The sequence below is a fragment of the Flexistipes sp. genome, assembly GCF_036172515.1.
Lineage (GTDB): Bacteria > Chrysiogenota > Deferribacteres > Deferribacterales > Flexistipitaceae > Flexistipes.
The window spans coordinates 16316-36933 of record NZ_JAXKVW010000014.1 but is presented as its reverse complement, the minus strand read 5'-3'; the positions used below and the strand labels follow the sequence as shown (position 1 = coordinate 36933).

Annotated in this window: 19 protein-coding genes; 2 read left to right on the top strand and 17 right to left on the bottom strand. The window is 37.5% G+C overall.

The genetic code is table 11. The annotated features are described in order from the left end of the window. Nucleotide 1 precedes the first annotated feature (1 nt). The 7 genes from era to xerA form a co-directional block, all read right to left on the bottom strand. Entirely contained in the window at nucleotides 2-877 is an 876-nt protein-coding gene (gene era, locus UMU13_RS09450) for a GTPase Era (protein ID WP_328218663.1), read from the bottom strand. Further along, nucleotides 870-2165 carry a hemolysin family protein gene (locus tag UMU13_RS09445; RefSeq protein ID WP_328218662.1) on the bottom strand — a complete coding sequence of 432 codons (1296 nt, stop codon included), beginning with the start codon at nucleotides 2163-2165 and terminating at the stop codon, nucleotides 870-872. The genes era and UMU13_RS09445 overlap by 8 nt, the downstream gene beginning before the upstream one ends. A 9-nt stretch (nucleotides 2166-2174) precedes the next feature. Beyond that, nucleotides 2175-2876, bottom strand: a complete 702-nt coding sequence (locus tag UMU13_RS09440) for a diacylglycerol kinase (RefSeq protein WP_328218661.1) — start codon at nucleotides 2874-2876, stop codon at nucleotides 2175-2177. 126 nt (nucleotides 2877-3002) lie between these two features. Then, nucleotides 3003-3461: an rRNA maturation RNase YbeY gene (gene ybeY, locus UMU13_RS09435; RefSeq protein ID WP_328218659.1), complete on the bottom strand. Its 459-nt coding sequence runs from the start codon at nucleotides 3459-3461 to the stop codon at nucleotides 3003-3005. Beyond that, nucleotides 3451-4428 (bottom strand): PhoH family protein, encoded by a 978-nt coding sequence (locus UMU13_RS09430; RefSeq protein WP_328218658.1) that lies wholly within the window; start codon nucleotides 4426-4428, stop codon nucleotides 3451-3453. The genes ybeY and UMU13_RS09430 overlap by 11 nt, the downstream gene beginning before the upstream one ends. Further along, nucleotides 4421-7066 (bottom strand): CBS domain-containing protein, encoded by a 2646-nt coding sequence (locus tag UMU13_RS09425; protein WP_328218657.1) that lies wholly within the window; start codon nucleotides 7064-7066, stop codon nucleotides 4421-4423. The genes UMU13_RS09430 and UMU13_RS09425 overlap by 8 nt, the downstream gene beginning before the upstream one ends. Continuing rightward, nucleotides 7066-7962, bottom strand: a complete 897-nt coding sequence (xerA, locus tag UMU13_RS09420) for a site-specific tyrosine recombinase/integron integrase (protein WP_328218656.1) — start codon at nucleotides 7960-7962, stop codon at nucleotides 7066-7068. The genes UMU13_RS09425 and xerA overlap by 1 nt, the downstream gene beginning before the upstream one ends. Nucleotides 7963-9250: 1288 nt before the next feature. Between xerA and UMU13_RS09415 the strand changes: the two genes are divergently transcribed. After that, nucleotides 9251-11545: an NADP-dependent malic enzyme gene (locus UMU13_RS09415; protein ID WP_442902147.1), complete on the top strand. Its 2295-nt coding sequence runs from the start codon at nucleotides 9251-9253 to the stop codon at nucleotides 11543-11545. 486 nt (nucleotides 11546-12031) lie between these two features. After that, entirely contained in the window at nucleotides 12032-12490 is a 459-nt protein-coding gene (locus UMU13_RS09410; protein WP_328218654.1) for a MarR family winged helix-turn-helix transcriptional regulator, read from the top strand. Here UMU13_RS09410 and UMU13_RS09405 read toward each other — a convergent pair. The 10 genes from UMU13_RS09405 to UMU13_RS09360 form a co-directional block, all read right to left on the bottom strand. Further along, nucleotides 12487-12903, bottom strand: a complete 417-nt coding sequence (locus tag UMU13_RS09405; protein WP_328218652.1) for a hypothetical protein — start codon at nucleotides 12901-12903, stop codon at nucleotides 12487-12489. The two genes, UMU13_RS09410 and UMU13_RS09405, sit on opposite strands and share 4 nt — an antisense overlap. Further along, the gene (locus UMU13_RS09400; RefSeq protein WP_328218650.1) at nucleotides 12893-13828 is read right to left on the bottom strand and encodes a PilW family protein; all 936 of its coding nucleotides are present in this window, start codon (nucleotides 13826-13828) and stop codon (nucleotides 12893-12895) included. Before UMU13_RS09400 ends, UMU13_RS09405 begins: the two co-directional genes overlap by 11 nt. Nucleotides 13829-13839: 11 nt before the next feature. Then, nucleotides 13840-14238 carry a type IV pilus modification PilV family protein gene (locus UMU13_RS09395; protein WP_328218648.1) on the bottom strand — a complete coding sequence of 133 codons (399 nt, stop codon included), beginning with the start codon at nucleotides 14236-14238 and terminating at the stop codon, nucleotides 13840-13842. Then, nucleotides 14231-14680, bottom strand: coding sequence for a pilus assembly FimT family protein (locus tag UMU13_RS09390; RefSeq protein WP_328218647.1), 450 nt, complete (start codon nucleotides 14678-14680; stop codon nucleotides 14231-14233). Before UMU13_RS09390 ends, UMU13_RS09395 begins: the two co-directional genes overlap by 8 nt. Then, nucleotides 14665-17655, bottom strand: coding sequence for a hypothetical protein (locus UMU13_RS09385; protein WP_328218646.1), 2991 nt, complete (start codon nucleotides 17653-17655; stop codon nucleotides 14665-14667). The genes UMU13_RS09390 and UMU13_RS09385 overlap by 16 nt, the downstream gene beginning before the upstream one ends. Continuing rightward, nucleotides 17652-17804, bottom strand: coding sequence for a hypothetical protein (locus UMU13_RS09380; RefSeq protein ID WP_328218645.1), 153 nt, complete (start codon nucleotides 17802-17804; stop codon nucleotides 17652-17654). Before UMU13_RS09380 ends, UMU13_RS09385 begins: the two co-directional genes overlap by 4 nt. A 114-nt stretch (nucleotides 17805-17918) precedes the next feature. Further along, nucleotides 17919-18098 (bottom strand): hypothetical protein, encoded by a 180-nt coding sequence (locus UMU13_RS09375; protein WP_328218644.1) that lies wholly within the window; start codon nucleotides 18096-18098, stop codon nucleotides 17919-17921. Nucleotides 18099-18303: 205 nt separating this feature from the next. Continuing rightward, a complete protein-coding gene (locus UMU13_RS09370) occupies nucleotides 18304-18606 on the bottom strand; it encodes a hypothetical protein (RefSeq protein WP_328218642.1) in 303 nt (100 codons plus the stop codon). A 65-nt stretch (nucleotides 18607-18671) separates the two neighbouring features. Beyond that, nucleotides 18672-19916 (bottom strand): hypothetical protein, encoded by a 1245-nt coding sequence (locus UMU13_RS09365; protein ID WP_328218640.1) that lies wholly within the window; start codon nucleotides 19914-19916, stop codon nucleotides 18672-18674. A gap of 47 nt (nucleotides 19917-19963) precedes the next feature. Continuing rightward, on the bottom strand, nucleotides 19964-20617 hold the full coding sequence (locus tag UMU13_RS09360; protein ID WP_328218639.1) for a response regulator transcription factor: 654 nt from the start codon (nucleotides 20615-20617) through the stop codon (nucleotides 19964-19966). Nucleotide 20618: the final 1 nt, after the last annotated feature.

The window sequence follows — 20618 nt, the reverse complement described above, 5'->3', positions numbered from 1 at the left end:
ATTACAACCCCTGGATACTTAAATACTCATCACTGTCCTGCCAATTCGATTTGACTTTCACCCATAATTCAAGATGTATTGGAACTCCAAAAAACTTTTTAAGATTTTGCCTGGCGCTTTTACCTATATTTTTAAGATTCTGCCCCTGCCTGCCTATTATCATCCCTTTCTGGGAATCCCTTTTTACAATTATGGCAACACTGGCAAAGAGCTTGTCATTTTCCTCTTCCAAACTTTCACATTCCACAAGGGTATCATAAGGCAGCTCATCTTTCATATAGTTGAAAACCTGCTCCCTTACGAATTCTGCAATAAGAAATTTTTCCGGGACTGACGTAATTTCTTCTTCATCGTAAAAAGCACCGGCACTGCTAAACTCTTCGACAGTCAGATTCAGCAGCTTTTCCACATTGGTGCCTTTCTTTGCAGAGATGGGTAAAACATATTTAAAATCACCCTTTTTAAAGGCGGTATCGGCTATCTTATAAATTTCGTGTCTTTTGTAAGCATCAATTTTATTAATCAACAAAAATTTCGGAGTACTGAGCTCATTCAGCAGGCTCATTATATAGTTAAACTCAGACGCAAATATCTCATCAGGTTCCATCATAAGATAAATAACATCCACCATACTCAAGCTTGAAACTGCCTGATCCACCATGAGCCGGTTGATTTTATCCCTTGCATTATGAATACCCGGAGTATCCACAAACACAGCCTGATAATCTTTCGTGGTTTTTATCCCTTTAACCACGGTTCTTGTTGTATTGGGTTTGGAGGAAATGATTGTAATCTTTTCTCCGAGAATATAATTCAAAAGTGTGGATTTGCCGACATTCGGACGGCCAATTATTGTTACAACGCCAAACTTACTCATATCGTTCATCTTCTGAGTCTTCATTAACTTCGTTTCTTACCACCTTAATTTTTTTAAGTTTTCTGCTCTCTTTTTCAATCACCGTAAGTGTATAACCATCAAGATTAAACTCGTCACCAACATCGGGGATTTTACCGGCTAGGTCATATATAAGCCCTCCAAGAGTCTCATACTCATCCATGTCTTCGGATTTTTCCAGTCCGAAAAAATCACAGAAATCATCCACATCCATCCTGGCTCTGACAATATATTCCGACTCGGAAGATTTCTCAACAATATCATCATCCTCTTTGTCGTACTCATCTCTTATTTCACCGACTATTTCTTCCAAAATATCTTCCAAAGTTACAATCCCCGACACTCCGCCATATTCATCCACGACTACAGCCAGGTGTATTCTGTTTAACTGAAATTCCCTGAGCAGATCGTCAATTTTTTTGGTTTCCGGAACAAAATACACTTTCCTCATGATTTTGCGGATATCTATAGAAGCAAAATCCTCTTTAATATATTTCAGCAGATCTTTAACATATAAAATCCCAATGATATTATCCATCCTGTTTTCATAAACGGGAATTCTGGAATATTCCGTCTGGCTGACGACATTTATAATATCATTAATCGGTTGATCCACTTTCAGTATTGTCATATCCGTTCTGGGAACCATAACTTCCCTTGCTATGGTATCGCTGATTTCAAAAATATTATGCAGCATTTCCCGCTTCTGATTCTCCAGCACACCCTCTTTTTCACCAACAGAAATAAGAAATTCCAACTCATCCTCAGTAATACTCGGACCAATCTTTTCCACTTCACCGCCCATAAATTTTATTAAAACCTTTACAAAAACGTTCAGGGAATAGGAAACCGGATAAAAAACAGTATAAAACAACCTGAGAATTTTTATTGCAAACAGTGAAAATGCCTCGGCATTGTGTTTTGCAAAGGTTTTGGGTGTTATTTCACCAAAAATCAAAATCATCAGAGTCATAACACCTGTAACAAGAGCAATGGGTGTGTTGTTAAACATTATATTCGCTATCTCTGCAGCCAGAACAGAGCCCAGAATATTAAAGATATTATTTCCTATAAGTATGGTGTTCAGTACCTTGTTTGGGTGCAGCAGCCACAATTCCAGCGCTTTTGCTTTACTGCCCTTTTCGTGAATAATATGGTTGATTTTAAGCTCTGTTAACGACGTCAGAGCAGTCTCCGTCGAAGAAAAGAAAGCCGACATCACCAGACAAATAATTATCAACACTGAATATAACGTTACACCGTCTTCCAAGTTTTCACCTCACAAAAAAAATACATATATAAAAAACGTTATCACAGCCCCTAATATGCCGCCCATAGCCACTTCCTTAAGGGTGTGTATGTTCAGTTGAATACGTGAGTGGCTCACCAGAAGAGCCAGAACAGTAACCAGAAGAATTACCAGAAAATCTTTTGTAATGTATGCTACGGAAACAAGTATTGAAAACGATATCGCTGCATGTCCGGAAGGCATCCCGCCTATTATGGGAGGTATCCCTTTAACACTCATCGTTTTAAAAATCACAACAAAACAAATAGTTATAAACAGGGAAATAACCGCTATGTGGTCGGGAAGGTTGGGGAGATTACTCAGAGACATATTAGCAATTTTGCGCATTCTGTCAAAAAGAACAAAATATCCGACAAAAATCGCTCCAAATGCCGTTACCAAAACAGCACCCGCAGAAACATCTTTTATCACCCGGGCGGTTTCGGATTGCTCAGGTATCAGAGCATCTATTATGTATTCGATGGCTGTATTAAAAAGTTCTGATGCAATAACAAGCGTAATGGTCAATGCAAATATTACATATTCCAGAAAAGCCAGATCGAAAAAAAGAGAAATAAATAAAACGGCAATAGCCAAAAAGATGTGAATCTTGAGATTTCTTTCGGTTTTAACCGCATAAAGCACTCCCTGCGTAGCAAAGCCGAGGGATTTCCACCAACTGTCCGATTTCATATGGCTACTAAAAGCTCACCTCTTAGAAGCATTTTTAAACACGTGTATTTTATCATATTAGTTTAGTTACCATATAAAATCTGTAAAATCCACAAAAATCCTCTAAAAAGACTATTACTTTCAATCTCACGTGCAAATTCCGGCTTCAATAACCTGAGTTAATATATTCTCCTGCATATCAAACATAATCTTCTCTTCAGCCTCTGAGAGTTCGTGATCATATCCAAGAAGATGCAGGAGGCCGTGAATATATAGATATGCCAGCTCCCTTTCAAAGGAAATATCGGCATCTTCAGCCTGTTTTCTTGCTTTATCAGCAGAGATAACAACATCACCGATCATGTATTTAGCAGCACTCTCCTCCGGATTCATGGGAAAAGATAAAACATCAGTGGGCTTATCAATTCCACGATAAAGCCGGTTTATCTCTCTGATTTTTGCATCATCCAATATTAGTAGCGAAATTTCAATAAAATCATTTTCCGCTTTCACATTATCAAATAAAATTTTTGAAATATCCTCAAAAAAATCTCCGGAGAATAAATCTTCATCCGTTTTATTGTCTAACAAAACACTAATTTCCATTGCCAATCCTCTCCTCATATTTCTCATAAGCTTTTATGATTTTCTGAACAAGCGGATGTCTTATTACATCCTTTTCAGAAAATTCCACAAATTTGACACCTTCAACGTTCTTCAGAATGTTTCTCACCAGGACAAGTCCGGAACCCTTGCCTACGGGGAGATCTATCTGGGTAATATCACCCGTTATAACGGCTTTGGAGTGAAATCCCAGCCTTGTTAAAAACATTTTCATCTGTTCCATAGTTGTATTCTGAGCTTCATCAAGTATTACAAAAGAATCGTTAAGTGTTCGGCCGCGCATAAAGGCAAGAGGTGCAAGCTCAATCACTCCCTTTTCAATGAGAAGCGCAGCCTTTTCAACATCAAGCATGCTGTATAAAGCATCATACAGCGGTCTTAAGTAAGGATTTATTTTATCAGCAATATCCCCGGGCAAAAATCCGAGATTTTCGCCTGCTTCCACAGCCGGTCTGGTCAGTATAATACGGCTCACCCTTTTTGTCAGATACATATTTACAGCCATCGCCATTGCAAGGTAAGTTTTACCTGTACCTGCCGGCCCTATGCCGAAGACTACATCGTCATTTTTAATATTTCCAAGATACTCCTTCTGTTTTTGAGATTTTGGTACCACTTCCTTTACACGTCCCGAAACTTTCACACTGTCTAATAAAACTCCCTGGACATCTGTATCCTTATCCGAACTTATCATACGCAGCGCATAAGTTATATCCGACTTATTTATATTCCTCGTTTTCGCAATGCTGATCAGATGTTCCAGCAACTTAACCCCTTTTTCAACAGCTTCCGAATTGCCTGAAAAAACAAAATTATTACCGAAAACAGCTATATTAATGGAAAGTTCTTTCTTAATCATTTTAAGATACTCATCCTGTTTGCCCAGTATTTCCGGTACCAGTGTCTCTTCAACCTGAATCTCTTTTTGCTGTAACGCTTTCTCAGCCATCAGCGCCATGCTCCCTGAATAATTTTTTTGCCCAATTTAATTCATCCTCCTTGTTTGTAATATACCCGTCAAGCTTTAAATCCAAGAGTTTCTCAAGAACTATACCAAACAGTTTCGACGGTTTGTAACCCAATTTTTTCAAATCATTGCCGTTGATTATCAGTTTTGTATTTCTATATTTTGTAAAATAATCTTTAATAAGATAATCATCTTTTTGGGAAAGCAAGGCCCCAACTGAAAATATGTATTCATTGGAAAGCGGATTTAAAAGCCTGTAAACTTTGGCTGGCGTTACTTCTTTTGTTTTTGTAATCTTAAGCACCACATTCTTTGTTTTCAGCAAACCTTTAATAAGATCGTCTCTCATTTTAGCAGAAAAGTTAAATCTTTCTCCGAGATTTACCACTTCCTTAAATGTAAGGTTACTGAATAAAACACAGAATCTGCTTTTATAAATTTCATCACACACCTCGGAAAATTGAAATGTATACCAGGAATATATTTTTTCAAGGTTTTCCAGATTTTCCAATTTACCGGAATTATAAACTTCTTTTGCAGAATAGTATTTAAAAAGATCATACTCATCGAGAAGTTTTAAAGCATCTATATAGTTGTCTTCACTCAGGATATATTTTAATTCCTGAAAAAGCCTGACTCCGGCTATGCGCTCTATCAAATTGAGATTAACGGAATGTTTTATCAGTTTTTTTGTATGGGGTCCTATTTCAAATCCGAACCTCACTGCAAATCTGATAGCCCTGAAAACCCTCGACGGGTCATCCACAAAACTTAAGTTATGTAACACCCTGATTTTTTTATCCTTAATATCTTTCTGCCCGCCGAAAAAATCTATCAGTTTTCCGAAATCTTTGTTATTAATCTGAACCGCCAAAGAATTTATGGAAAAATCTCTTCTGTATAAATCATTTTTAATGGAAGAACTTTCAACCTCCGGGGCAGCAGCCGGAAAATCGTAATATTCGGTTCTTGCAGTTGCAAAATCAATACGATCGCCGTTTAAAATTACCACTGCAGTTTTGAACTTATCATGTACAGAAACCTTTGCCCCTTTTTGCCCGGCATAGGTGCGGGCTACCACAGTAGCATCACCTTCCACAACAATATCCACATCAAAGTTTTTATTGCGCATGAGTAAATCTCTGACAAAACCGCCCACAATATATGCGTTCATCCTCAGCTCATCGGCCAGCATACCGACTTCTTCCAGAATTGAAAAATATTTTTCAGGCAGTCTGTCTTTCAGCATATTGGAAAGGTTTCTCGTTTTTGACAGACCAAGACTTTTAATTCTCCCTTTCATATAACTGGGGGTCTTATCCATATCTTCTCTCATAAGTCTCAACAAATCAGTTCTTGTAATCACACCAACGAGAACCCCGTCTTTTTCCACCGGCACAATTTTCTGATTTGCTCCCAGGATGATATCTTCAACTTCATAATAAGGGGTATCCGGATTTACTTTTTCAAACTCAATCTGCATTATCGAATTAACCGGTTCATCTGACAAACCGTGTTTAATCCCCTGCAAAATATCTTTTCTGGAAATAATGCCAACAGTTGCGCCTTCTTTCACTACAGGCATCATATTCAGATTATATTTCATAAAAAGACTCAGGGCCTCATTAAAAGTTTGATAAAAGGACACACATTTTACCGGATAGGTCATTATGCTCTCGGCATTTTTAGACGGTTTTATCTTATCTTTTATAACATTCTTCAAAGTATCGAATGCTTCCGGCAACATTCTGTCTTTTATTATGGAACTGGCTGCTGCCGGATGTCCGCCTCCGCCGAAATGATAACATATTTCAGATGCGTCAATACTTTCAGTCTTGCTTCTTCCCACAAGAACAATTCTGTCTCCCAGCCTTACGAGAATAAACAGCGCATCAAGATTTTCCATATCAATTATTTTATGTGCCAAAAAAGAAATTTCTTCCACATATTCATCAAATGATGCAGACGAAACCCCGACATAGACACCCTCGGCAATGATAAGCGTCATGTTCATAAGAAGTTCATTTAAAAGAAAAACCTGCTCCTTGGACATATCCCGTTTAATATAATAAGGGACACCGGAAAGATCCGCTCCGGCATCCAGCAGGTATGCGCATGCCCTCAAATCTTCGGATTTTGTGGTATTAAACGAAAGAAAGCCTGTATCTTCATAAATTCCCATCAACAGCAGCGTCGCCTGTTCAGGATCAATCGGTATATTTTCTTCACGTATTCTGTTTACAAGGATAGTAGTTGTGGCGCCATAAGGGAAAAAGTACATCTCGTCGGCACCGATATCGGATTCTTTACTCTGGTGATGATCAAAAACTATAACTTTATCAGCCCTGGAAAGGATTTTATTAAGATAACCCAGCCTGTTTTTCAACTTACAATCTGTTACCACAGCCAGTTCAATTTTTTCTTCAGGCATATCCTCCAGTTCTTTCTTGTTCATCCTGCTTATTTCAATACCCAAATCAACCCTGTCAAGGTATTCGGAGACATTTCCTTCGGTATTTGACGATAAAATCACCTGGTCACATCGATATAAAAGTGCTGCAGCCACAGCACTTGAAAGGGCATCAAAGTCGGGGTTATGATGTGTCAAAACTATTTTCATTATTTCCTGTCTCTGAAACGCGGGTGATTTTCAAGCAAAACATTCCTTTTCTTATCATCTGTAACATGAGTATAAATTTCCGTAGTGGAAATATCAGCATGCCCCAGAAATAGTTGAATAGTCCTCAAATCAGCCCCGTTGGTCAATAGGTGGGTTGCAAATGAATGTCTCAGTGTATGGGGACTGAAATCCCCTTTTATACCGGCTGCAGCGCAGTATTTTTTTATAATGCTCCAGCATGAAACTCGTGAAAGTTTTCCTCCGTTTTTATTTAAAAACAGGTAACCATTATCACGATTTTTTACAAAAGAAAACCTCCGTACTTCAAGATAACGATTTATCAGATCAATTAAAGAACTGTACAAGGGCACAAAACGCTGTTTACTCCCCTTGCCGGTAACCTTAATGATACCTCTTTTTAAATCCATGTCGCTGATCATTATGTTGGTCAGTTCACTTACTCTGACTCCTGTAGAATATAGAGTCTCAATTAAAACCTTATCACGTAAGCCGAAAGGGGTATTGATATCCGGGGCGTCCAGAAGTTTGTCGATTTCCTCAAAATTAAGAAACTTTGGAATTTTATCCCATCTTCCCGGTTTTTGAACTGCATTCAAAGGATTATTGCCAACAAGCTTTTCCTGCAGCAGGAAATCGTAAAAAGAAGATAGACCTGACAGCTTTCTTAAAATTGTATCAACAGCAAAAGTGTTTTCCCTCAGATGAGACATATAGGAAACAACATCAACCATATCTATTTTATCATAATATTTTTCTGACCATTCAAAAAAAGACTGAACATCATGCATATAAGCCTTAATTGTGTTCTCTGAAAAACCAAGCTCAGTTCTCAAATAATTTTTATAATTTAACAAAACACGTGAAAGCTTATTCATAATAGTTTTTTCAATTTCTTTTGCAGGACAAATTAGTAAACTCCTTTAACCTGTATTGAGTCCTTTAAATAAGTACCCCGCCTTATAGATCTCTTCGCTCCACCGAGCACACAAAGTCTTATGTACTCGGTTCCGGTCGAGAAGACAGTTTTTTGTCACCTCGAGCGTAGTCGAGAGGTCTCTCGTAAAACAACTTAATTTCATACCCCCCCTAACCCCTCCTATCTTAGGAGGGGAAAATACCCCATCCTGGCCTTCCCCTAAGTTAGGGGAAGGGACTTTACTTCTCCCCCTATCTTAGGGGGAGAGCAAGAGGGGGTACTTCTTTTGTCAAACAATGTCAGAGATCTCTTCGCTCCGCTGCGCTCCGGTCGAGATGGCACCTTTAGTCAATTGTTACCTCTCGCCCTGTTGAATGCCGAAGGCAAATAGCAAAGCTATTATTCAACAGAGCAAGCGTAGTCGAGAGATCCCTTTTTCAAACTACGTATGTTATTTCTCCTCATCGGCTAACCAAACTGTCCACCAAAAACAGTCAAAACCTATAATCAAATAATACCACCAAACATCTTCTGAATCAATAATATAAGTCTTTTGATAGTTCCGAAAGTACCGTGATGAGTAATGGGTTATGGGCTATGGGTAATGCGTGATGAGTGATGAGTGATGAGTGATGAGTGATGAGTGATGGGTGATATGAGATGTCCGATGTTGAATGTCCACAACCAATACACAAATAAACCAATATACTAATGTACCACTTCTCCAAATTGATATATTAACCATAAATTAAACAAACCGGGTATATTAACACATATTTCTTTCCATTATAACTAAATTGAAGCCGCCCATTAAAAGAACAATCAATCAGAATATGCCCGAATGTACCATTATTGAGATAAATTTGTAATACACTGCAATGACCTAATATTGTTTTAGCAAATTTTTATAAGCATTATAACAGGAATTTAAATATATTTTCATTTTTTTCAAATAGTTATATCATAGAATATTTTTATAATATTACAAATTATACTTATTATAAGATTTTATATTTAACGTCAGTCTATTTGATAATAATAAGTTAAAATAGATAATTATTGATATTTTATATATCTAAAAACGGCAATATTTTTTAATAATATTTTTGCAAAATATTACATTTTTTTGTTTACTTTGTATTAATGTTGATTTATAGTTTACTCTATACTCACAATCCGTCTATAATTGGCAGATGTTAAGTTTACTATAAAACTTGAAATAAAAACAGCAGGAGGAATTTATGGAAATGGAAAAAAAAGGTAAGGTAACTAAAGAAGAAGCACTTGAATACCATATGGGGCACAGGCACGGCAAAATAGAGGTGGTTGCAACTAAACCCTGCTTCACTCAAAGGGAGCTGTCACTCGCGTATTCACCCGGTGTATCATACCCATGTCTGGAAATAGAAAATGATCCTGAGAAAGTTTTTGATTACACAGCAAAAGGTAATCTTGTGGCCGTTCTGTCCAACGGAACCGCTGTTCTCGGTCTGGGAAATATCGGGGCAGCTGCAGGAAAACCCGTTATGGAAGGAAAAGGTGTACTGTTTAAGCGGTTTGCAGATGTTGACGTTTTTGATATAGAGGTAAACTCTCAGAATCCGGATGAGGTCATCAAAGCAGCCGAACTTATCGAACCCACTTTCGGCGGTATAAATTTAGAAGACATCAAAGCTCCCGACTGCTTTTATATTGAAGAGACATTAAGGGAACGTTTGAATATACCGGTTTTTCATGACGATCAGCATGGTACAGCTATTATCGCATTGGCTGCACTTCTCAATGCCTCAGAAATTGTGAAAAAGGAAATTTCGGAGTTAAAAGTTGTTATTAACGGAGCAGGAGCATCGGCTATAGCCATAGCAAAACTGATAATTTCCACAGGAGTAAAGAAGGAAAACGTTATAATGTGCGATTCCAAAGGTGTTATATATCAGGGGCGTACAGAGGGTATGAATAAGTACAAAGAAGAATTTGCCGTGGATACGGACAAAAGAACGCTTCTGGAAGCGATGGACGGAGCTGACGTATTTTTGGGATTATCCGTAAAAGGTGCAGTCACAAAAGAAATGGTAAAAATGATGAACAGAAACCCCATTATTATGGCAATGGCTAACCCTGATCCGGAAATCACTCCCGAGGAAGTTGAAGAAGTGAGAGGTGATGCCATAATGGCCACAGGAAGATCGGATTATCCGAATCAGGTAAACAATGTTCTCGGTTTTCCTTTTATCTTCAGAGGTGCACTTGACGTCAGGGCAACTGCCATTAATGAGGAAATGAAACTGGCTGCGGCCAAAGCACTCGCTGAGCTTGCAAGACAGGACGTTCCCGAATCTGTGTGCAAAGCTTACGGGCTGGAAAAAATTGAATTTGGCAAAGAGTATATTATTCCCAAGCCGTTTGATCCAAGGGTGTTGACAACAGTTGCACCGGCTGTGGCACAAACTGCAATGGAAACAGGTGTGGCACGAGTGGAAATAAAAGACTGGGACAAATATAAAGATGTTCTTGAATCAAGACTTTCCATAGCAAAAGAATTTACACGGCAGATTATCAATAAAGCCAGATTCAACCCTAAAAAAATCGTTATGGCCGAAGGCAATTATGAAAAAATATTAAGAGCTTCACAGAAAATTGTTGAGGAAGGATTCGCAACACCGGTAATTCTTGGCGATGAAGCTGAAATAAAAGAGCTGGCTGATATTAACAATATCAATCTGGAAGGCTGCGAGATAATTGATCCTGCAAAATCTGACAAACTTGAGGAGTATGCCGAACAACTGTTTAATCAGAGGCAGCGAAAGGGTATGACCAAAGTTGAAGCCAAGAGAAGATTGATAAGAATAACAAACTACTACGGTTCCATGATGGTACTAAACGGTGAAGCTGACTGTATGCTGACAGGTTTTTCAAGAAGCTATCCGGAGTCCGTCAAGCCGTTCTTGGAAACTGTACCTCTTCAAAAAGACTACAAAGTTCCTTCCGGCTCTTATTTTATGGTTTTTAAAGAAAATATCGTTTTATGTGCCGATACAACAGTAAATATCGATCCTGATGCAGAACAGCTGGCAGAAATTGCTCTCCAGTCCACAGAAACATGGAAAAAATTTGATACTGACGCCAAAATTGCAATGCTTTCCTTCACCAACTTTGGCAGTGTCCGTATTCCCAGGACAAAAAAGGTTTCCGACGCTATGAAAATGGTAAAAGAAAAACATCCAGAGCTGATCATAGACGGCGATATGCAGGCAGACACAGCTACCTATCCTCCTATAGCACAAGATGCGTTCCCATTCTCAGCCATTCAGGGTGACGCTAATACACTCGTTTTCCCAAATCTTGAGGCGGGAAACATAGCATACAAACTGCTTTACAGATTAGGCGGAGGTACAGCTATCGGCCCAATTTTGCAGGGATTCTGCAAATCCGTACACGTACTGCAGAGGGGAAGTGATGTAAATGAGATAGTTAATATGGCTGCAATTGCCGTAGTGGACGCCCATTATAAAGAGCAGCACAAAGACGAAATCTGCAGATAAATCTTCAGCCTGCCGTATATTGAACTGTACGGCAGGCCTTTCCCAATGAATAACAAATAACTATTTGTTTCTAATAGCATTGAACTACCATGTTACCGCACGTCCTGAATTATTTAAACCCTCAATTTATACTTTTTATTTTTTACCAAACACATTTGACTCTTGATTTATATGAATTTTTTTGTTATTTTATGCTTGAAAAGTTTTAGTATCAAATTAATTTTTTAAATAAGTAATTCAAGTTTCGCACTTAAACTGTTTTCACGTCTTTGCGAGGAGTGAAAACGAGGCAGCAATCTCTCTACTTTTCTTGTTTTGAGATTGCCACAACCCTGTTTCCAGAGGGTGTCGCAAGGATGCCTATGGCTAGCACCAGTCTTTTAGACTGATAAATATGTTTAACATTCTATATATTCGCTAAAAGCGAATGCTAGACAAAATGAAGTGTGAAACTTGATTAAGTAATTTTACAAACAGAGGTACACTATGTATGACAACGAACATCTTTGCATGGATCTTATTCTCAATATAAGAAAAATCAACCGATTACTGGATAAATATACAAAATATCTCAATCAGAAATATAATATCACCCTTCCTCAGCTCATCTGCCTGTACGAAATAAAAAAGGAAAGAAGCATCAATCTTACGGAGCTGACAAGGCGCGTCAATCTGAATAACAGCGCCATTACCGGCATAATAGACAGGCTCGAACTGAAAGGTTACGTACAGCGGGTAAAAAGCGGAAAAGACAGGCGGATTATTAATATAGAGCTCACGGAAAAAGGTACTGACTTTGTGGACAGATCGTTTCAGGTGCTGGAAGAAGACTGTTTCTTTGAAAAAAACAAATTTGACGAGCAGGCTATAATAGACCTCATTAAATCAATCCAGAAAATAACAGACTCAATAGACCCCGAAGTCAAAAAGATAAAGATAAATTAGTAAGTTCTGTAGACAAATTCTATGATAGCTTTATCATTGGTTTTATCATTTTCAGCTTCAACTCTTACAGAATATATTGTATAATCAACCTCATCCACAGTAACTTTTTTGGGATCAGATAGCATTATTGCGCTTATGTTGTGATTAGGCGGAGCTATATCTATATCTATACTTTCTCCTGAATCACAGCTGGATCCACTGCAGGTTAGGTCGTCACTCAGTATTTTCTCCACAACATAATCGGACACGCCTTTTGCTGTTTCCAAAGCCATCGAATACCGTTTTGTAGCACCGGAACCGCTGGTGGAGGTATTTAAAAGATATAAGATAGCGGCAATAAAGCCAAGTGCCACAAAACTTAAAACCAAAGTAATTATAAGTGCCATCCCTTTTTCATTTGTCTTAATCATCATTTACCAGCCCCATAGGTTTTACTTTCATGACAATAGGGTTCCATTTGTAATGCTCATAACCTGCAGGTAAAGAGAGAGTTATATCATCTCCGTCCGGGTTAACATTCTGCAGAACGTAACTTCCACCAACCACGTTATTTGTAAAATTAAGGTTTCTGTCGTACTTCCCTTCCTGCACAAGTAAGTATACATTGACAGCACGAATCTTATCAGGATTTGGGACAGATTTACTAAGATCATATTCGTCTAAATCCAATGTACCGCCGCCATCCTCATCATAATCAAAAGTTACCTTAAAATCAGCCACACAGTCAATAATATGAGAGCCTTGGTTATCATTTTTGCCGGCATTAACCCCTACTCCACGAAGTAAATTATAGGTGCCGTCATTGCATATTTTTAACTCCCCTGTATAACCGGAATCCCCATTCGTATTCTCACTTAACTTAATGGCAATGTTAGTCCTTTCCGGATAAACCGTATAAACTGAATTGCCGGGGCAAGTTCCCCAAGCATTACTTCCGTTATCCTCTGCCAATGTAAAAACGTTTATGAATGTTAGATTATCGTTTAAATCATCGCCCGACATCTTAGTCCATGAGCCATTGTCACAATCTATTAGTGCCCATTTCAAAGTATCCTGGTTTGTACTGTTTACTGATGATACAATTTTAAGGTGGTTAGCTGCATTGTCCCATTCTATAGGATTTATAGAAGAATTATCCGGCACACCCATACCGGCATGCTCAATATCCAGTCTAACTATATTTTGTCCTAATAAGTTTTCTATTTCACTTTCTACATTAACGGTCTGGTGTTTGTAATCACTATACAAGCTAATATAGGTGTAATAAACACCTGCTATCAAAATGGCAAAAATCGCCATCGATACCAAAAGCTCTATTAAAGTAAAACCTTTCTTCACTCAACGTCTCCTTAGTTTCTTATATAACTAACTGCACTATGCTTTTTAATATCGCCAAAAAAATCCCAGCAAACATTCACTTCTACTTTTTTCAAATCAGAACCGGTTACTTCAACTATTTTACCAAATTTAACATTACCATTTCTGATATAACGGCTAACAGTGCAATTATCACTTCCGGCTGGATCACATCCACCAGCACAATCTCCTGTATTGTCAAGCGAATTTACATCAATCACATTTCTTGCGTTTTCAAATGTATCAGCAGCAATGCGAACGGCCTCGTTTCTGAGCATATTATTCAGACTAATTTTTTTCACCTGAATAGCTCCGGAAACCAAGCCCAGCATTGCAACTGCAAAAATAAGCATAGCCACCATAAGCTCTATTATTGTAAAGCCTTTATTCATGTTCACAGCTCCCGTTCCATTTACCTATAGCAATTCGCGTGTCATCAACAGAAATACAGTCCACCTGCGATATTGTAGAACCTGAAACCGGTTTGATACTTGATCCTGAATAAGTGCCTCTGGTATCAATGCTAACATCACTTCCAACAAATTCAAATTCATTTTGCAGATTAACACTTGCAGAGCTGTTATCATAAGAAGCAGTTAAAACATCATTTGTACCATTAAAGGAAAAATCAACATTCATTTTCTCGGTAAAAGCTTTCGTTCTAAGCTCACTTAATAATCCGTACATTTTGTGCACATCGTTTTCTATACTATTCTTTTCACGCCACTCGTTATAGTTGGGTACAGCGATGGCAAGCAGAATTACTAAAATGGCAATAGCAACCAAAAGTTCTATTAAAGTAACTCCTTTTCTGGTCATTACTTTTCTATCCAAAGCAATATGTCTCCTTTCAACCCTGAATAAGGTGGAGGAATGATCGGAGGTGTTTCAGGGGTTACGCCTGTATACCACTCAGTCTGACCGGCGTTAACATCATTAATAGATGCATCGCCGCCTGAACTGTTTCCTTGCCCCATTGCATTACTTACATTTCTGTCACCTTCTTGCTTCGAGAAACTTTCTGCACATAATTGATTAATTGCAGTTGTTGATGTCTGCAGATATCCGCAGGTAACAGAGCTATTGTCAACTGTAAATCCAGGACAAGAATCATCCCATATACTTTTCCCCGTAGCGCAGTTTAATCCCCAGCCTCTGGATCTGCCGCCGTAAGAACAGGGATTGGTACTAGGCTGCATAGAGGTGAAAAGAATTGTGTTAGCCCATTCCATTTTACCTGCATCGGATATGATTCGTTCTTTGCCAAAAGTAATGTTATCAATAGTTTGTTCAGTGTTTAAGCCAATTTCCCAGGCTGCAGGTTTTTTTGTGCTGTCCTCTAATTCGCTACATATATCATTATTGTTAACCAAATTACTAAAATTATTACAGCTATCATCTCTAAGACAACTAATATTTATCCCGTAAAGTTTATTAGTCCTGCCTGCGGAGTCGTCCTGCTTATAAAACCACCTCCCTGTCCCAAAATAAATGTAGTCCATATTAAAACAGGGCATATTGACAATGCTTGCTGTAACTGCACCATGGAGAGAAGAAACAACTCTATCAAGAAAGTTACCATTTGTAGGAAAAGAACTGTCATCTGTCCTTGCAACGTATAAGTTTGAAGTCCAGTCACCGGCTTGCAAATAACTAAAAGCAAAAAACAAAGCATCAGTATAACCATCATTGTCCAGATCCACACCGTCTGTAAATAGCCGGTTTCCGTAAACCTGATCTTTTTTCAAATTATTGTCAATATCACCAACACTGTAACTGTATGTACTTGTAATACTGAGATTATTCGAATCCAAAGTCAGAACATAAACTTTGGCGTTACTGCCTACATACGCAACTTCTCCATCATAATCCTTCATGCCGCTAAGAAACATAATATAAAGCCCATTAGGTCTCTTTATTACTGCAGGTCCAGAATAAGCAAAACCCAGATATTTGTCAGTAAAATTCCACAAATATTTAGGATTTAATGGGTCAGTTACATCAAGAGCGTAGTAAGATGAAAAACCTCCCGATACCGATGAATTATCTACAGTATCTGACGGTGGGCTTACGCAAGAGGAATTATCGTTATTACAATTAACTCCACCCCCAAACCTCATGCCGCCAATAAGAATTTTCTTATCGCTGTAATCAAAAATATAGGGCGTAAGATCATTTATATAAAGGTGTTCAAAACCAGGCTGGGCTCTGTATCTCAGATAAGGCTGAGCATTTTTGGGAATAAAAGCCCATTCCTCTCTGCCGATCTTATCTGTAGAATTATCATTTTTGGCATTTTGCAGTTGAACGGCGATATAGTCATTTGATTGATATTTCACTGTTTCACCGGCTCTGAAAGCGTGCAACATACCGTCATTAGCAGCTACATATATCATGCTCATATTATCATAGTTGGCAATTCGCGGAGTGGAATATATAATATCACCTAAAATTCTTTTAGTTCCGTCATCATCAGTTCTGTCAACACACCCCGGTATACTTCCCCCGTACACAAAATCAGTTAAATTATCAAAACTGCCCAGGCATCCATAATCAGTCCCAAAATCCGAATCTGTATCATAGTTTTTTAATTCCGTAAGATTTTGTGTAGGTATACAGTTAGCACTATCACATGTTGTATAGATTGTTCTCTGAGTGTTATCAAGTTTGTTAGACACTTCAAAAAGTGAATTAATATCTTCAAGCTGATCATAAGGTGTTTCATAAGAAGTATTATCATATCTATATCCACTGCAATCACTTCTGTATTGGCTGACTTGAAGTTTACTGGTTAAATCATTATAACCAAAACCTAATATTCTGTCTCCACCGGGCGTACCGTTATCATTGCATATATTAAGCTTATAAGGATCATATGTATCCTCTCTGATATTCTGTACAGCATTCCCCTGAGGGTCTTTAAAATTCAAGAACCAATATCCGAAAAGTTTCCCTATCCATGGAACACCTTGATAATCCGGGTAAAAAACAGCCTGTGTCATAATGGAACCTTCTTTTCTTTTATCTGTCAGTACTGCAACAGAGGTACCGGAACTTACCTCTTTTAGTATTTCTTCAAACACTTTTTCCAAAGAAGTCCTGAATTTATCCGGATTTTCACCGGAAAAGAAATTATCAGGTAATCCGTCAGAATTAGCATCCCATTCATCACATGAAGAATTGGGGAAATTTGTGGTTAAAGAAGTATAAAGATATTCGGAAGTATACTCACAAGGTGCTCCCTGCCCTTTATAACCACCAAAAACACCAAAATGTTTCATAGCATTAAAACCATTTGATGCACTATCCAAAAACATTGCCATTGAAAAGGTTTGAACATTTTGATTCCCGCTTAAAGAAGACTTTAAATCAGCATTCCCGCCTTTCCACATGTCATAAATTATATGTTGTGGATCAACATTAGAAGGGCTGTCATTGCTGTCACCTTCATTCCATGCACCGTCAGACATTAACAGTGTAAAATTTTTAGTACAACTAACATCAATCATATCCCCTTTAATATTAAAGGAATAAGCACTATCACTTTCAAAATACTCTTTAGCAGCTTGAATTCCACCGTAAGTATATGTACCACCTGTTGCAACAGTATCGTTAATTGTAGCTATAATATTATTATAATCATAAGACGGCTCTATATTGTATGTAACACCTGAACTGTAAATTACCAATCCCAACCTTGGTTTTACACTTCTCTCATTGATTTCCTGTAAAATACCATTTGCTGTTTGTGTTGCAGAATCATAATTTGAAATATCCACATATTTAATTCGTTCCCCATATTCAGTCATAATACTTTTTTCAGAATTCCAAGTGCACAAATCATTTGAATTACAAGCAGTCGCATCACTATAATAATCATTGCAATTATATCTATTATAACAGCCAGATAACCACCACCAGTTACTCCAACTACAAAGGTTATTGCTTTCACAATCAATTTCATTATCATATGAATTACATGTATTTATGCTCTGACAGTAATCATTCTGGGATACACCACCGCCTGTTAAAACATATCTGAGAAGGTCTATCCTTGCCATATTATAAAAATTCAATTCATTCCCGGAATAACTGCCTGAAGAATCTTTTTGCCACTGTCCGTCGCAATGAATGTAATAAGCAAAAGAGGACCAATAACCAGGAGGAATATATTCGGTTGTAGAAATACTTCCTGTACAAGAATAATTACTATTACGGTCATAATAACCGTAATATTCTTCAGATGAATCATAGCTACTTCCGGACGTGTTATACGCAGGGTACGCCATGCTACCACTATAATCCAACACCAGACTTAAATTTGAATAAGTATTTTTTTGTAAAAAAGGAGGAATTGAATAATACTCATCACCCATAGCAGAGAAACATATGCTTTGCGTAAAAATGAAAAAAAAGAAACTTGCAATAATTATCTTTTTCATAAAATCCCCCTATATTTATCTAACATTACTTTTGGCATAGGGGAAAACGTATCTTTTCCCTATATCCTGCTCGACTACCTTTTCAAGTCTGAAAGTTTTACCATAAAGAAAACGGCCATTTACCTTTACAATGGTAGAATCATCATCCTTACATAAAACTTCTGTATGCAATAAAGTTGGTTCTGTGTTCTGTGTATTATTCAGCAAAATAGTTTGTAATTCATTATATTGCTCCTCACATGTTAAGTCTTCAGCAAAAGAGACCCCCGCAAATAAAAACAACATTAATATAATAAAAGTATAGATTCTTAGCCTCATAATTTCCTCCACTTATAACAACTTTAATTCAATATAATCATTATAACATAAAAAAATCGTGAAAATCAGAAAATAATTTTAGAGGTAAAATATCTGCCGGCATTCCAGCTCAGCTTTATTCCGTTTTTTTTGCACAGCTGCTCTGCAACAGACAGCCCTACCCCCAACCCGCTTTCTACCGGACTGCCGAAGTCATTAATAACGAACAAATATTTTTTTCTTTTGTAAACTCCTGCCCTGATATAAATGAAATTTTCAGAATATTTATACGCATTATCCATTAATAAAAAAAGAATAAATTTCATATCATCATAATTCACAGATACCCGTTTTAAATTAATTTTTTTCTTAATTTTTTTCGCACCACCGGAAATATCTTCATAACTGATTTGTGTTTCATAATATTCTTTCTCAACCTCATCAAATATCTCTGGTAAATTAATATTTTGTTTTAAAAAACTTTTGGTGGTATTTTTTTTGTATTTTGTATTATTTTGAATCCCAAATTTTTTCACAAAAGAAAAAATATTTTCCAGTTCGGCTGTCAGCATTCTGTTTCCAGTTTTGATTCTGTTAACAGCATCTCGTATATGCTTATAATTCAAGTTTCGCATTTGCAAGTTCTGCAACTCTTTGCTCGCCCTGTTAAATGCTGCATCGCAGCCCGACAAAGTCGGATTTAACAAGTTAGGGATCCGCCCTTGGGCAGAGACAAAGCAATCTCGTTGTTTATCATCTTTTGAAATCGCCACAACCGAGTACTTAGATTCTAAAGTGCTCGGTTTTGCAATGACAGAACTATCAGTACCCCTGTCGATAATCTCAGCATTTACCCTTTGGCCGGCAAGATAATTTTTTAGTTTATGCCCCAATACCAGAAGAATAATTTCAAAAGATTTTGAATAGTTTTCACGGTTCTTAATCAGTCTGTAAGCTGTAAAATAATACAGTACAGATACGGAAAAAATTATGACCGCATCCCAGTAAAACATCAGAAACAATTTATTGCGGACTTCCTCTGCTAAATAACTTTTGTCCACGTAATATTTATAACGGCCTCTGATATCATACAATTCGTAGCCGGGAATAAATATATTTTTTTCAGAAACTTTAAGATAGGCAGGTTCATTCGGTTTTGTATACCGGCTAAGCTCCTGATGTCTGTCAATTTCCAGGGAAATCCGCTTTTGTATTTCCGTCTTGAATGAATAGAGAAAAATGGCATTAAGCATCGAAAGACCGATAACCAGAGTAACAATAATGAAAAGAAAGATTTTCAACTCAAAACTAACATTAAAAAGCTTTTTCATCTATACCCACTCTCTACCTCTACCTCAACCTTTACCTTTGCCTTTGCCTATTGACCGACAAGCATATACCCCCTTCCTTTATACGTTCTGATGGCATCTTCAGGAAGATACTGACGCAAATGCCTTATATAGGTTCGAACCGATTCCGTTCCCACCGGCTTATCCCCCCAGACATAATTTATAATTTTTTCAAAACTGACAACATTGCCGCGGTTTATCAGTAATATATATAATATATCCCACTCCCTTTTGGTAAGCTTAACCTCACAACCGTTTTTAAAAATAGTTTCACCGGAAACATCTATACATAAATCCCCTATCTCCATTCTATCCGCCGGGCAGCCGTATCTTTTACTTACAGATCTGACCCGAAGCAGCAACTCTCTCGGATCAAACGGTTTTACGATATAATCATCAGCTCCTTTCTTAAAACACTCCTCTTTGGATTCTATACCTTCTTTTGCGGTAATTATCATTACAGGTATTTCAGGATTATTTTTTTTCAGCTGTGAAAGTATGGACTCCCCTTTTTTCATTTTAAGCATAAGATCCAGAAGGACAATATCGTAGTGTCCGAAGTTAAAGAATCTGTCGATTTTTCTGTCATCTGTAATAAGAGACACGTTTTCACCTTCGGATTTTAGATAATCCCGTACAGATGAGCCCAAAACCAAGTCATCTTCAATAATCAAAATTCGCATA